The sequence below is a fragment of the Candidatus Cryptobacteroides sp. genome, assembly GCF_056207615.1.
In genome coordinates, this window is the sequence record NZ_JBAEER010000119.1 from 1 (window position 1) to 13,162 (window position 13,162).

Annotated in this window: 13 protein-coding genes and 2 tRNA genes; 8 read left to right on the top strand and 7 right to left on the bottom strand. The window is 54.3% G+C overall.

The window, feature by feature from the left end; translation table 11 throughout:
• Positions 1-219 precede the first annotated feature (219 nt).
• The 3 genes from AC06ND_RS07145 to AC06ND_RS07155 are packed head-to-tail and all read left to right on the top strand — an operon-like array spanning position 220 to position 1,894.
• Complete coding sequence (locus AC06ND_RS07145) at positions 220-759, top strand: RNA polymerase sigma factor (protein ID WP_475678302.1); 540 nt, start codon at positions 220-222, stop codon at positions 757-759.
• Between the two features lie 44 nt (positions 760-803).
• Entirely contained in the window at positions 804-1,163 is a 360-nt protein-coding gene (locus AC06ND_RS07150; RefSeq protein ID WP_475678303.1) for a hypothetical protein, read from the top strand.
• 14 nt (positions 1,164-1,177) lie between these two features.
• Positions 1,178-1,894 (top strand): hypothetical protein, encoded by a 717-nt coding sequence (locus AC06ND_RS07155; RefSeq protein ID WP_475678304.1) that lies wholly within the window; start codon positions 1,178-1,180, stop codon positions 1,892-1,894.
• Between the two features lie 10 nt (positions 1,895-1,904).
• On the opposite strand, the gene AC06ND_RS07160 is transcribed toward AC06ND_RS07155, so the two are convergent.
• Entirely contained in the window at positions 1,905-2,627 is a 723-nt protein-coding gene (locus tag AC06ND_RS07160; RefSeq protein WP_475678305.1) for a tRNA1(Val) (adenine(37)-N6)-methyltransferase, read from the bottom strand.
• 9 nt (positions 2,628-2,636) lie between these two features.
• Positions 2,637-3,299 (bottom strand): ABC transporter ATP-binding protein, encoded by a 663-nt coding sequence (locus AC06ND_RS07165; RefSeq protein WP_475678306.1) that lies wholly within the window; start codon positions 3,297-3,299, stop codon positions 2,637-2,639.
• Positions 3,300-3,415: 116 nt separating this feature from the next.
• On the opposite strand from AC06ND_RS07165, the gene AC06ND_RS07170 reads away from it, so the two are divergent.
• Positions 3,416-3,489, top strand: a tRNA-Pro gene (locus AC06ND_RS07170).
• A 36-nt stretch (positions 3,490-3,525) separates the two neighbouring features.
• Here the strand turns inward: AC06ND_RS07170 and AC06ND_RS07175 are convergent.
• On the bottom strand, positions 3,526-4,659 hold the full coding sequence (locus tag AC06ND_RS07175; RefSeq protein ID WP_475678307.1) for an N-acetyltransferase: 1,134 nt from the start codon (positions 4,657-4,659) through the stop codon (positions 3,526-3,528).
• 136 nt (positions 4,660-4,795) lie between these two features.
• Between AC06ND_RS07175 and feoB the strand changes: the two genes are divergently transcribed.
• The gene (feoB, locus tag AC06ND_RS07180; RefSeq protein ID WP_475678308.1) at positions 4,796-6,790 is read left to right on the top strand and encodes a ferrous iron transport protein B; all 1,995 of its coding nucleotides are present in this window, start codon (positions 4,796-4,798) and stop codon (positions 6,788-6,790) included.
• 8 nt (positions 6,791-6,798) lie between these two features.
• Here feoB and AC06ND_RS07185 read toward each other — a convergent pair whose 3' ends face one another.
• Together AC06ND_RS07185 and AC06ND_RS07190 are read right to left on the bottom strand one after the other, a co-directional pair.
• Positions 6,799-8,082, bottom strand: a complete 1,284-nt coding sequence (locus tag AC06ND_RS07185) for a Na+/H+ antiporter NhaC family protein (protein ID WP_475678309.1) — start codon at positions 8,080-8,082, stop codon at positions 6,799-6,801.
• Positions 8,075-10,177: a M3 family metallopeptidase gene (locus tag AC06ND_RS07190; RefSeq protein WP_475678310.1), complete on the bottom strand. Its 2,103-nt coding sequence runs from the start codon at positions 10,175-10,177 to the stop codon at positions 8,075-8,077. The genes AC06ND_RS07185 and AC06ND_RS07190 overlap by 8 nt, the downstream gene beginning before the upstream one ends.
• A gap of 72 nt (positions 10,178-10,249) precedes the next feature.
• On the opposite strand from AC06ND_RS07190, the gene AC06ND_RS07195 reads away from it, so the two are divergent.
• Positions 10,250-10,843, top strand: a complete 594-nt coding sequence (locus AC06ND_RS07195) for an epoxyqueuosine reductase QueH (RefSeq protein ID WP_475678311.1) — start codon at positions 10,250-10,252, stop codon at positions 10,841-10,843.
• An 86-nt stretch (positions 10,844-10,929) separates the two neighbouring features.
• Here the strand turns inward: AC06ND_RS07195 and AC06ND_RS07200 are convergent.
• Positions 10,930-11,012 (bottom strand) — tRNA-Leu (locus AC06ND_RS07200).
• 75 nt (positions 11,013-11,087) lie between these two features.
• Positions 11,088-11,546 carry a DUF2147 domain-containing protein gene (locus AC06ND_RS07205; RefSeq protein WP_475678312.1) on the bottom strand — a complete coding sequence of 153 codons (459 nt, stop codon included), beginning with the start codon at positions 11,544-11,546 and terminating at the stop codon, positions 11,088-11,090.
• Positions 11,547-11,691: 145 nt separating this feature from the next.
• On the opposite strand from AC06ND_RS07205, the gene AC06ND_RS07210 reads away from it, so the two are divergent.
• Both AC06ND_RS07210 and rimM read left to right on the top strand, forming a co-directional pair.
• Positions 11,692-12,231, top strand: a complete 540-nt coding sequence (locus tag AC06ND_RS07210) for a 30S ribosomal protein S16 (RefSeq protein ID WP_475678313.1) — start codon at positions 11,692-11,694, stop codon at positions 12,229-12,231.
• A 4-nt stretch (positions 12,232-12,235) separates the two neighbouring features.
• A complete protein-coding gene (gene rimM / locus AC06ND_RS07215) occupies positions 12,236-12,763 on the top strand; it encodes a ribosome maturation factor RimM (protein ID WP_475678314.1) in 528 nt (175 codons plus the stop codon).
• Positions 12,764-13,162: the final 399 nt, after the last annotated feature.

A 13,162-nucleotide genomic window follows, 5' to 3' on the forward strand; every position in this document is an offset into this window, starting at 1 on the left:
ACGCTGATTGAATTTGCCATGTCTATAAGAATATATTGTTTTACGTATTTCAAATACGGCGCTACTACGCGTAAACGCAAATATAATGAATTGTGCTCAGTTCTCCTAATCCATTTCGCGCGCGTGAAGGAAAGAGAGCACAATTATGCCATAAATCATGATTATTTTCCATATATTCGCCGTTGCGGCACTTGGATTGCAGCCGCTTGAACCACACAGATGACAGACAAGGAGATCATAACCCTCTACCGCAGCGGGCAGAAGGAGCGTGCTTTCGGCGAATTGGTCGAGAGCTACAGCGAGCGTCTGTACTGGCATCTGCGTCGTTTCACCAACTCCCACGAGGACGCGGACGACCTGCTTCAGGACTGCTTCGTGAAGATATGGTCATCCCTGCCGGAGTTCAGGGAAGAATCGAGGCTCTACACCTGGGCATACAGGATTGCCACCAACGAGGCCCTCAACCACATCAGGAAGAACCGCTGGCGCGCAGCCCTGCAGAGGGAAGACCTTGACGCGGTGATGGAGCAGCGCATCGACGACGACCCTTCATTCAACGGGAACGAACTCCAGCGCGAGCTCATGAAAGCCATCAACAGGTTGCCTGCCAAGCAGAAGCTGGTCTTCAACCTCCGCTACTTCGACGAACTCTCGTACGAGGACATCGCAGAGATAACCGGGACGTCCGTCGGAGCGCTCAAGGCATCCTACCACTTCGCCTACAACAAGATAAAGGAAGAACTTGAAAAAAAGTTTTAAACCTTTGATATAAAACATTGTCAAATACTCGGAAAACATCAAGAATGGAACAGAAGAGAGACATACTCGACAACAGGGAACTGCGAAAGATGCCTTACAAGGTACCTGAGGGATACTTCGCAGCAAAGCCTGAACAGATGATGGCTGCCGTCAGGGAGAAACCAAGGCAGACCGTCGTCCGTCGCTTCGCGCCTTACGTCGCAGCAGCGGCGTCGTTCCTGCTCCTCATCGCGGGAGGAACCTTCCTCCTCGACAAGCCAGCCCAGACACTTCCTGAGGCAAGCTACTATTCCGCCGACGCCCAGCTCTACAACGACATAAGCGAGGAAGACATGATCGCTTATCTGATCCATACCGGAGCCCGCGTCGAGGACTTCGAATTCTCAGACTTTTTCGCAGAATAAAAGCCAATTAAATCATGAAGAAAATCCGCATGTTTGCACTTGTGGCAGCTATTGCCGCAGGCATTTTCTCCGGCAACGTATTCGCTCAGGAGAACAGACAAGGACAGGCTCCGGGACAGGGACGTCCCGAGAACTGGGAACAGATCGGCCAGCAGTGGAAGGCCAGGATGGCCAGCGCCAAGGTAGGCTTCATCACCAATGAACTTAATCTCACTCCGGCAGAAGCACAGAAGTTCTGGCCGGTCTACAACGAAATCTCAGCAAAGAAGGACAAGGCCCTCGACGCATCGGCAGAAACTTTCCGCAAGCTTGATGAGGCCGTAAGGGAAGGAAAGGATAGCGCAAAGCTCCTGGACGAATACGTAAAGGCCCAGCAGACTATCGCGAACCTCAACGCAGAAGCAGTGAAGGCCTATGGAAAGGTCATTCCTGCAGATAAGGTAGCCAAGCTCTTCGTGATCGAGGAGAACTTCAGGAGGAACATTTTCGGAAGGCTTCAGGGAGGCCATGCAGCTCCCGGACCTAGGCCAGGAATGGGCAACCCTGGAGGAATGCCTAGATTCGGCAACGGCAACGCTCCACGCTTCGGCGAAGGCGCACCTCAGAACGGAGAAGCACCTAAGAATGGCGAGACCCCTAGGACAGGAGAAAGAAGGATGCCGTTCATGCCATGGTTCCACGGTGGTCCAGACAACAGCCAGAACCAGAAATCAGACAAGGAATCGATTTAAAAGATAAAGGTTAGTTTGTATAGAAATCGGACATGAGATCAGCGTACTCCCGGGTGCGCTGATTTTCTTTTGTAGGGTCCATCAGGACGAGATCCTCCTCGACAGCCTGCTCGCGGCGTGTCCTCGTGAATTCTGCGACCATCCTCCTCGGCTGCTTCTTCGGAGTGGTACGGATGCGGACGATGCGCTCGAGGAAGAATCCCCTCGAACGAGCTTCCCTGCAAAGCCTCGTCTCCTCTTCCGAAGGCAACACGAAAGCCACCCTACCCTCCTCCTTGAGATACTTTTCCGCAAAAGCGAGTATTTCCCTGTACGACATGCTCGCGGTGTGGCGGGCGTCGGTCTTCCGTTCGTCAGGATTGACAAGGGAATTGTCGAAATACGGAGGATTGGAGAAGATAGCGTCGAACAACTCACCTTCTCCGGAGAGAGACTCCTCGTACGCTTCGAGACTCAGGTTATGTGCATGGAGCCTTTCCGCCCATGGGCTCGCCGCGAAGTTCGCCGCAGCCTCACTTGCCGAAGGCTCATCAATGTCGATGGCATCCACTACCGCATTAGCGCACCTCTGCGCCGCCATCAGTGCAATTGTTCCCGTTCCCGTTCCCACATCCAGCAGCCTGCCGCCTTCCGGCAGCACCATCAGCGCACCGAGCAGCACGCCGTCGGTATTGACCTTCATCGCAGAGCGGTCATTCACGACGTCGAAATGCTTGAAATGGAATATGCTCATGAGCGGGACCTATTTCGTCTCCTCGAGAAAGAGTCCGTCCTGCATGAAGAGCGAGTGGTCGCACATGGCCGCAAGTTCGGGATCATGGGTCACGATCACGATGGTCTGATCGTAACGGTCGCGCAGGTCGAAGAAAAGCTGATGTATCTCGGCCTTGGTCACGGTGTCGAGGTTGCCTGAAGGCTCGTCAGCGAAAAGCACGGTAGGATCATTGATAAGGGCTCTCGCTATAGCCACCCTCTGCTGCTCTCCGCCGGAAAGTTGCGAAGGCTTATGGGTCGTCCTGTCTGCAAGTCCAAGGTCGGCAAGAAGTTCGGTCGCCCTCTTCTTCGCGGCAGACTGACTGACACCCGCGATGAGCGCCGGAATCATCACGTTCTCCACCGCGGTGAACTCCGGAAGCAGATGATGGGCCTGGAAAACGAAGCCTATCTTTCGTCCCCTGAACTCGGCAAGTTCCTTTCCGCTGAGCTTCAGGACGTCGACCCCATCGATGGTCAGAGAACCGCTGTCAGGCATGGACAAGGTACCCAGAATCTGCAGCAAGGTCGACTTTCCGGCACCGCTTGCACCCATGATTGCTACGACCTCCGCCTTGTCTGTGACGAAATCTATCCCTTTCAGCACCTTGAGGTCGCCGAAAGACTTCTCTATGTTCCTTGCTTCTATCATAAAAACCTTCTTGTACGGCCTTCCACAAGCCTGACTAGACAAAGTTATGAAAAAAAAGCAAAAAATTTTGGGGAATTAAAAAAACGCATCTATATTTGCAGTCCCAAAAGGGAACTCGGGGTGTGGCGCAGTTGGCTAGCGCACCTGGTTTGGGACCAGGTGGTCCTCCGTTCGAGTCGGAGTACCCCGACAAAAAAGCATCGCAATCGCGATGCTTTTTTTCGTTTTATTTCATCTCCTTTCCGTAGATCCTGCGGCGACGGTGCTGTCTTGATTCGAAAAAGCTCCAGAGATTCTGTACCGAGTAGTTATCCTCCAGCTCAGGATTGGTCTCCGCATACTTTATTCCTCCAGCCACCAGGCGAGGGAAGATGTCCGATATGATCATCGCGGGCACGCCCTTGGCCTGAAGATCGGGACGAACGGCGATGAGAAGCATGTCTGCAGTATCTGTCCTATGGAAGAAGAATCCGCGCACCAGGTGGAACCAGCCGAACGGGAACCACTTTCCTCCCGATTTCTGGAGTGCCTTGGACATGGACGGGATCATCACTCCGAAAGCGGCGAGGTCACCCTTCCTGTCCTCGATGAATGACACGAAGTCCATGTTCAGCATGGAGAGATAGGTCTCGACATATTGTGCCATCTGCTTTCCGCTGAGCTGGGAGTAGCCATAGAGCACGCAGTAGGTACGGTTGATCAGGTCGAAGAACTTGAATCCTATGCCCTTCTTCCTGATCTCACGCCTGGTGTAGCGAGCCACCTTGAGGCCGTTTCTCTCTGCGACGATACCGGCATACTTACCATACTTCTCCGGGATGGTATCAGGAACGACGAGCCTTCTCTCGACCCAGTCCTTCCTCTTGGTGTAGCCGAGAGCCTCGAGATGCTCCATATAGTAGGGATGATTGTAGAAGGTAATCATGGTTCCGAGCTCCTCGAAGCCCTCCACGAGCATGCCCTCGGTATCGAAGTCCGTGAAACCGAGAGGGCCCTCTATATCGTCCATGCCTCTCTCCCTGCCCCAGTCCTCCACTGTCTTGAGCAGAGCTGCGGACACCTCGCGGTCATCGATGAAGTCGACCCAGCCGTAGCGGACGGTCTTCTTCTCCCAAGCATCGTTCGCACGTGGATTGATCAGTGCGGCTATCCTACCGACAAGCTTTCCGTCCTTGTATGCAAGGAAGTAGTCGGCATCGCAGAATTCGAACGCCGCATTCTTGGACTTGTCGAAGGTCTTTATGTCGTCAGAGACTAGAGTCGGGACATAATATGGATTGCCCTTATAGAGCTTATTTGGATATTCGGCAAAGGTCCTAAGTTCACTCTTTGTCGATACTTTTCTGATTTCAACTGACATTAAGGTCTTGATTAAGTGTGCGTGTATGTCGGCAAAATTAGCACTTTTTCTCACATTCGGACGCTCCGAAGATGGCAATTGCTCTTGCACCCACGGCAAATACTGACTATTTTTGTCGCATCAAGACAAATTTGTGATGTCGGTAAACTGCAACGGACAATGTTCCAGCTGCCCTTATGCAGCAAAAAGGAAACATATCAAGGTAGCTGTCATCGGTTCGAGGAACATGGCTGCCGCCTCTGAGATCTCGGTGAGGGACTATTGTCTCCGCATCGAGTTCCTGTCCGAGATATCCAGCATACTCGACTACAAACCCGACGTCGTCCTCAACCTCGCCGACTCAACGAACCTCGAAGGAACCATGCATCCCGTCACCAAGCTCGTGGACATGGACCACAAGATAGTCCTCGCGCTCGAGAGGTATGACGAGTTCCTTGCCACAGGCCACTCCGTCGACATGGACAAGCTCTCGCAGCTGCTCGGAATGCCGGTTCTCGCCGCCGACTTCGATGATATCGAAGGCAAGGCGCGCATACTCCCTGCCATCATCGACGCATATGAGACTCCGGCGCCGGACGCTGACAAGACGGTCAGGATCCCTTATGGACAGGACATCGAGAAGGCCATCCTCAAGATAAGCGAGAAGATTCACCATCAGCACGACGACACTTGCTTCACCGACCGATATATGGCCGTGAGACTGCTCGAGAAGCAGCCTTACATACTCCCATACGTCGAGAAGCTCAGCAATTCGGGTGAGATACTCGCTCTCGCGGACAAGCTCTCCGAATCCCTGAGGAAGGGCTACGACAAGAGCTCTCCTGAGCTTGTCGCCATCGCAAGGCGAGGCTTTGTTTCCGGCGCGCTCCAGGAGACCATCCGTCACAGCAGCGACAACTCCGACCACTCCCTCACCCAGAGGATAGACGCGGTTCTCACCAACCGCTGGCTCGGACTCCCTATACTTGCGCTCGTGCTCTTCGGAATGTTCCAGGCGACCTTCGCACTCGGAGCGTATCCGCAGGAATGGATAGAGGACGGAATTGGCGCGCTCGGAGATTGGCTGCATGGACTCATGGCTGAAGGTTGGTTCTCCAGCATGCTCATCGACGGCGTCGTACAGGGCGTCGGCGCAGTGCTGGCCTTCCTCCCGAACATCATCATACTCTTCTTCTTCCTCTCCCTGCTTGAGGATTCCGGCTACATGGCCCGCGCAGCTTTCGTGATGGACAAGATCATGCACCGCTTCGGTCTCCACGGCCGCTCGTTCATCCCGATGCTGATCGGATTCGGTTGCAACGTTCCTGCGATCATGGCCGCCAGGAGCATCGAGGACAGAAAGGACAGGACCCTGACCATGCTCATGATTCCGTTCATGTCCTGCTCGGCAAGGCTTCCCGTGTACATGCTCTTCGTCTCGGCGTTCTTCCAGAACTACAAGGCGCTCGTGATGATGTCCATGTATGTCATCGGAGTTATACTTTCCATACTCTTCGCCTATGTGATGAAGCATACGAGGTGGTTCCGCAAGGAGAACGAGGACTACGTGTCCGAGCTTCCTGAGTACCGCAAGCCGACATGGCGCAGCACCGGAGCCCACATCTGGGAGAGGGCGAGCGACTACCTGCAGAAGATTTCGACCGTCATACTCGCGGCATCGGTGATAATCTGGGCACTGGAGTACTTCCCTGCCGAGCGCACCGACCACGGAGCGAACCCGGAGCAGTCCATACTTGCCGACATCGGAAGGGGCATGGAGCCCGTGATGTCGCCGCTAGGCTTCGACTGGAGGATGAATGTGTGCATACTTACCGGACTCCCTGCAAAGGAGGCCATCGTAAGCACCATGGGCATACTCTACAAGGCCGACGAGGATCAGGACTCGCTCACCAGCGCGATGAGGGAGGAAAAGTACCTGAGCGGTCCAAAGGCCGGGCAGAACGTCTTCACGCCTGCCGTCGCACTCGCATTCATGATATTCGTGCTGCTGTATTTCCCATGCATAGCCACCATCGCGACCCTCAAGAGGGAGATCGGATGGAAGTGGGCAGCCTTCGAGGTCGTCCACAGTCTTGCGCTTGCGTGGGTCGCAGCCTTCGTCGTATTCCACCTCGTCAGCCTGCTTCTATAGCGCGGAGGCTATGAGCGACGGGAGCCGATGAAGATTGCGCAGACCGCGCAGATTCCCAATGCAAATGGATAATAGAGGTAACGGATGATCGCCACCGACGAGATTCCGGCAAGGCCTGCTGCCATCAGGAGCTGGGCGCCATAAGGGATGAGTCCCTGCACGAAGCACGAGAAGGTATCCAGCAGGCTCGCTCCCCTCTTCGGACTGATCCCGAACTTGCCGCAGATGTCGTTCGCGATGCCGCCTGTAGTGAGGATGGCAATCGTATTGTTCGCCGTACACAGATTGGCAAGGCAAACAAGAGCCGCAATCACGAGCTCCGCGCCCCTGCGGCCGTTGGCATGACGGGAGAGACTCTCGATGAGATAGTCCAGTCCGCCGTTGTGCCTTATCATGGCAAGCAGTCCTCCTGCGAGCATGGTCACGATGATGAGGTCTCCCATACCGCTGATACCCGCACCCATAGATGCAAGCCAGCTGTCCCAGGTCAGCGAACGAGTGCAGAAACCGATGAGCGCGTTGAGCACGATACCGATTCCCAGGACCATGGTGACGTTCATTCCGACAAGGGCAAGCACGATCACAGCTATGTACGGAAGCATCTTCACTATCTGCACATCTCCAATCTGAGGCACGGTGTTCACGCTCCAGCCCTGCCATACGTAGACCGCAGTGACGATCAACATCGCCGGCAGCACTATCCTGAGGTTTGCGCTGAACTTGTCACGCATCTCGCAGCCCATTGCCTTCGTTGCGGCGATGGTCGTATCTGAGATGAAGGAAAGATTGTCTCCGAAGAATGCACCTCCGACCACGACCGCCGCCATGAAAGGCAAGGCCATGCCCGTATCCTCAGCGATTCCGGTCGCGATAGGCATCAGGGCGACTATGGTGCCGACGCTGGTTCCGATGGACATGGAAATGAAGCACGCGGCAAGGAAGAGACCCGCGTAGAGCAGGCGGCCCGGGATGATATGGAGTATGGCATTGACCGTCGAATCGACCGCGCCTATGTCCTTCGCCGTTCCTGCGAATGCGCCGGCGAGTATGAATATCCATATCATCAGGAGTATGTTCCTGTCCCCCGCTCCGGCAGAGAAGATGTCTATGCGCTCGGAGATGCTTCCGCGCGTGATGAGCACCGCGTAGCAGGAGGCAAGCAGGAACGCGGCAGAAATGGGAATCTTGTAGAAATCCCCTATCACCGCCGAGCTGACGAGATAGACAGCAAGAAAGACTGCCAGCGGTGAGAGCGCCAGCAGTCCTTTCCTATGTGAGATGCCGTTACTCACGGCTGAGTCCACGATTTTCGAGAAGACCGTCCACGCTCGGCTGACGGCCACGGAAGTCCTGATACATCTCCTTTCCTGACCTGATACCGCCAGGAGTGAGGACGAACTTGCGGAACTTCTCGGCCACCTGCTGATTGAAGATGTCACCGGTCTCTGCGAATGCCTGGAACGCGTCGCAGTCGAGAACCTCAGACCAGATGTAGCTGTAGTAGCCTGCGCTGTAGCCGCCACCGATAGAGTGGCTGAAGTTGGTCACGCTGTAGCGAGGAAGAATCTGGGCAGGAATGCCGCGCTCGTTCATCTTCTGGTTCTGGAAAGCCATCACGTCAAGGTCAGCAGGAACTGAGGTGAGAGTATGGAGATCCATGTCCACGAGAGCCGCAGCTACGAGCTCCACGGTAGCGAAGCCCTGGCCATATTTGCTGCTGGCCTCGATCTTTGCGACGAGCTCGTCCGGGATGATCTCACCGGTCTTGTAGTGCTTAGCATATACCTTGAGAACTTCTGGCTCGAACGCCCAGTGCTCGTTGATCTGCGAAGGAAGTTCCACGAAGTCGCGCTCGACACCCGAAGTGCCGCTGTAACGCACGTTGCGGAAGAAAGAATGGAGCGCATGTCCGAACTCATGGAACATGGTCTCCACGTTGTCGAGAGTCTGGAGAGCCGGCTTGTCCGCAGATGGGAGGGTCATGTTGCAGACATTGGTCACGATAGGCTGCACGCGGGCTGCGCCGTCATAGCTCTGACCGCGGAAGCCGCCGCACCATGCGCCTGCGCCCTTGCCGTCGCGAGGGAAATAGTCGCTGTAGAAGATGGCGATCACGTTGCCGTCCTTGTCGATCACGTCCCAGGACTTGGCGGTTGGCTCATACTGAGGATAGTCCTCGGTACGCTCGTTGAACGAGAGGCCGTAGAGCTTGTTCGCAACGTAGAAGATACCCTGCTGGACATTGTTGATCTCGAGGTACTCCGAGATCTCAGACTCATCCACATTGAACTTCGCACGCTTAGCCTTGTCCAGATAGTACATATAGTCCCAGCGCTGAGGCTCGCCCTTCACGCGGTCCTTCTTCATCATAGCCTTGATGTCAGCGATCTCTTCCTTAGCCTTTGCGACTGCAGGACCCCAGATCTCGTCGAGGAGCGCATATACGTTCTCCTCGTTCTCTGCCATCTTGGTATCGAGCTGAATCTCCGCATAGTCCTTTGCGCCCATGATCTTTGCCCTTTCGAGGCGGAGGGCGATTATCTGCCTTGCGATCTCCTTGTTGTCATACTGGTCGCCGTGGTTGCAGCGGTCATTGTACATGAGGTAAACCTTCTTGCGGAGCTCACGGTTGCTTGCGTACTGGAGCACAGGGTTGCAGCTCGGACGCTGCATGTTGAAGCTGTACTTTCCGCTCTGACCGATCTTGGCAGCAAGCTCGGCAGCCTGATCGATATTGGCCTGAGGAAGGCCGGCAAGCTGCTTCACGTCATCCACGGTCACATAGGTGTTGTTGGTATCGTGGAGGAGGTTCTGGCTGAACTCAAGCTGGAGACGCGAGAGCTCGAGGTTGATCTTTGCAAGCTTGTCCTTGTCGGAAGCAGAAAGAAGGGCACCGCTCTTCACGAAGCTCCTGTAGGTCTTCTCGAGGAGAGACATCTGCTCGAGATTGAGTCCGAGGGCGTCCTTCTTGTCATATACGGCCTTCACCTTCGCGAAAAGGTCAGCGTTCATATTCACGAAATTGCTGAGTTCCGAGGTGAGCGGAGACATCTCGCGTGCGAGAGCCTGGAGCTCGTCGTTCGAGTTGGAACTGTTGAGAGTGCTCCACACCCTGCTGGTCTTGCTGAGGAGCTCACCGCACTCGTCGAGAGCGACGATCACGTTCTCGAAGCTGGGAGCCTCAGGGTTGTTGATGATGTCGAGTATCTCCTGCCTTTCCTGCTCGATGCCCCTGAGCATGCCCTCACGGTAGTTGTCCATGGTGAACTTCTCGAAAGGAGGGATCTCGTATGGGGTTCCGTATCTCTTCTGGAGGAATGGGTTCTGAGCGGCTGCGGACATGGTTACTGCCACTGCAAGAGCCGCCGTGATGACTGTCTTTTTCATGTCTATTTGTCTATTTGCTACACAAAGATAGTGAATTTCATATTTCCTGCGAAAATGAGTAGCTTTGCTGACATGGAGAGAGTACTGCTGCATACCTGTTGCGCGCCATGTTCGTCTGCGATCATCGAATGGATGCTCGCAAACGGCTGGCAACCCACCATCTTCTACTGCAACCCGAACATTTACCCGGAAGAGGAGTACAGGATAAGGAAGGACGAATGCACGAGGTACGCGCAGGCGCTGGGACTCGAGATCGTGGATGACGACTATGATCACGGATCATGGCTGTGCAGCGTCAAGGGCATGGAAGACGAGCCGGAAAGAGGACCACGCTGCCTTCAGTGCTTCAGGTACCGACTCCTCCGCACAGCCCGATACGCCTTGGACCATGGTTACACGATCATGACCACCACCCTCGCATCTTCGAGATGGAAGAGCCTCGAACAGATTGATGCAGCCGGCCGCTGGGCCGTGGAGAAGGCACTCTCGGAGCTTGACGGGGACGCCGCTCCGAAGCTCGAATGGTGGGAGAAAAACTGGCGCAAGGGCGGACTCCAGCAGCGCAGGCAGGAGATCATCAAGGAGTATGGCTTCTACAACCAGCTCTACTGCGGCTGCGAATTCAGCATGAGACGCCTGAGCCGCGACACCTCCGATAATCGATAACATAAAAAGCGGTCCCTTACAGAGCCGCTTTTCATGTTCAAACGTATATAACGAAAAAGCCCCAGGCATTTGCCTGAGGCCTTGTGTGCGGAAGGCGAGACTCGAACTCGCACAGGAAAACTCCCACTACCCCCTCAAAGTAGCGCGTCTACCATTTCGCCACTTCCGCGTTGGGATTGCAAATATACGAGCGATTTTTTAAACCACAAATTTTTTTCGATATTTTTTGCAATCCACATCAATTTTAGTCGAGCTTAGTCCAGTATACGGTCTCGCCGATGCCCATTACCTGACCTCTGATGCTAAGCCTGCCGTCGTCGGTGAACTTCACGGTGCAGTTTGCCTTGATACCACGGGTAGGATCATAGATCTTCGCGTCGCCCCACTGCTTCTTGTCCTTATTATACTTAAGGCCCTTCACAAGGACGATCTTGTCAGCAGGAACGTTCCTGAGAGACTTGTCCGGATTCTTCACGTCAAGCTTCTTCTGACCGTTGGCCTCCTTGTCTTTCTCGAGCCAGATGACCTTGATGGTATAGGTGCCGTCTGCCTCCTTGCTTACCTGGGTGTTGCTGACCTCACCGCCCTGCACAGCGCGGTACTTACCGAGGATGTTGTCAGCTGATTCATTGAGCTTTGCCTGCGCGAAAGAAGGGAGAGCGCAGAAGAGGATGGCTGCTACTGCAGCAAAAATTCGTCTCATAATCACGTAAAATGTTGGTTTAGATGCACAAATATATAAAAGTTTTTGTTCGCAGATTGTATTTTCAATAATTATGCCTACTTTTGCACGCTTTCCCTCGAGAAGGGAACACAGGTAATTATCAACAATTTAAAACAGATTTACAATGGCTGTTAAAATTCGTCTTCAGCGCCACGGTAAGAAGAATTTCGCATTCTTCCACATTGTAGTGGCAGACACCCGCGCACCTCGCGATGGTCGTTACATCGAGCAGATCGGCTCTTACAATCCAAACACCAACCCTGCAACTATCGTCCTCAACTCTGAGCGCGCTCTTGCATGGCTCAACGTTGGTGCAGAACCTACTCTCACCGCACGCCGCATCCTCTCTTACGAGGGTGTAATGCTTAAGAAGCACCTCCAGGGTGGCGTTGCTAAGGGTGCCCTCACCCAGGAGCAGGCTGATGCAAAGTATACTGCATGGATGAATCAGAGAGATTCTAAGATCAACGCCAAGAAGGAAGGTCTCACCAAGGACGCAGCTGCTAAGGCAAAGGCTGCTACTGAGGCAGAGGCAAAGGTAAATCAGGAAAGAGCAGAGGCTATCGCCAAGAAGAAGGCTGAGGCTGAGGAGGCTGCACGCGCAGCTGCTGAGGCTGCTGCAGCTGAGGCAGCAGAGGCTCCTGCAGAGGCAGTTGAGGCATAACTCAATGAGTGCCGAAGGTAATCTGATCCAGATCGCCCAGGTCCTCAAGTCCAACGGCATCGACGGGGAGCTCGTCATGAGTTTCCGCGACATCGATCCTGAAGATATCCAGAAAACTGAACCGGTGTTCATCGAATTCGATGGACTGCCGGTTCCTTTTTTTATTGAATCACTCACCCGCCGCGGCAACACCAAGGCTCTCGTCCACCTCACAGACATAGAATCCTTCCAGGATGCAGAGGAGGTAGTGGGAGCTGCAGTCTACATGAGAGAGGAAGACCTCGGCGAGGGCGAGTATGAGGACGGAGACTTCTCCTTCCTCGAAGGCTGGACTCTCTGCGAGGACGAGGAAGGCGCAGTCATCGGAACCATCACTGCGTTCATGGACATTCCGTCCAATCCTTGCATCGAAGTCGAGACCGCAGAAGGCTCCAGCGTCATCATTCCTCTCCACGAGGATCTCATCATCGAGATCGACGAAGATTCAGACACTCTCACCATGGCCATCCCTGACGGCCTCCTGAATCTCTAATCAACAACCCTCAACAGACACTTTTCTGGCACGAGCGACAAAAACTGCTCTGTTTTTGTACGTCGTGGCAGCAAATATGATGTTTTCAGCTGTTTCGCTGGCACGAGCGACAAGAATCGCTCTTTTTTTGGATGTCGTGACAGCCACGGACTGCGAGGGCATGCAAAATGCATTTGCCCGGACCAGGGTCGGCGAAGCGGAGCGGAGCCGATCTGCATTTTGCATACCCTCCGCCGTCCGGAGCCCCTCCACAAAAAGAAAGAGGCTGACTAAAAAGTCCAGAAGGACTTAGAGGTCATCCTCTTTCTTTATGTCATCCTGCCTCCGAGCGTCGGCTGCTCTCCTCCGGAGACCTTCCGCTTCGCTCCATCCAGTCACTCCCTTCGGTCGTGACAGCCG

Coding starts and splice junctions, on each gene's coding strand:
- AC06ND_RS07145 (WP_475678302.1), top strand. CDS start 220: ATGACAGACAAGGAGATCATAACCCTCTACCGCAGCGGGCAGAAGGAG.
- AC06ND_RS07150 (WP_475678303.1), top strand. CDS start 804: ATGGAACAGAAGAGAGACATACTCGACAACAGGGAACTGCGAAAGATG.
- AC06ND_RS07155 (WP_475678304.1), top strand. CDS start 1,178: ATGAAGAAAATCCGCATGTTTGCACTTGTGGCAGCTATTGCCGCAGGC.
- AC06ND_RS07160 (WP_475678305.1), bottom strand. CDS start 2,627: ATGAGCATATTCCATTTCAAGCATTTCGACGTCGTGAATGACCGCTCT.
- AC06ND_RS07165 (WP_475678306.1), bottom strand. CDS start 3,299: ATGATAGAAGCAAGGAACATAGAGAAGTCTTTCGGCGACCTCAAGGTG.
- AC06ND_RS07175 (WP_475678307.1), bottom strand. CDS start 4,659: ATGTCAGTTGAAATCAGAAAAGTATCGACAAAGAGTGAACTTAGGACC.
- feoB (WP_475678308.1), top strand. CDS start 4,796: ATGTCGGTAAACTGCAACGGACAATGTTCCAGCTGCCCTTATGCAGCA.
- AC06ND_RS07190 (WP_475678310.1), bottom strand. CDS start 10,177: ATGAAAAAGACAGTCATCACGGCGGCTCTTGCAGTGGCAGTAACCATG.
- AC06ND_RS07195 (WP_475678311.1), top strand. CDS start 10,250: ATGGAGAGAGTACTGCTGCATACCTGTTGCGCGCCATGTTCGTCTGCG.
- AC06ND_RS07205 (WP_475678312.1), bottom strand. CDS start 11,546: ATGAGACGAATTTTTGCTGCAGTAGCAGCCATCCTCTTCTGCGCTCTC.
- AC06ND_RS07210 (WP_475678313.1), top strand. CDS start 11,692: ATGGCTGTTAAAATTCGTCTTCAGCGCCACGGTAAGAAGAATTTCGCA.
- rimM (WP_475678314.1), top strand. CDS start 12,236: ATGAGTGCCGAAGGTAATCTGATCCAGATCGCCCAGGTCCTCAAGTCC.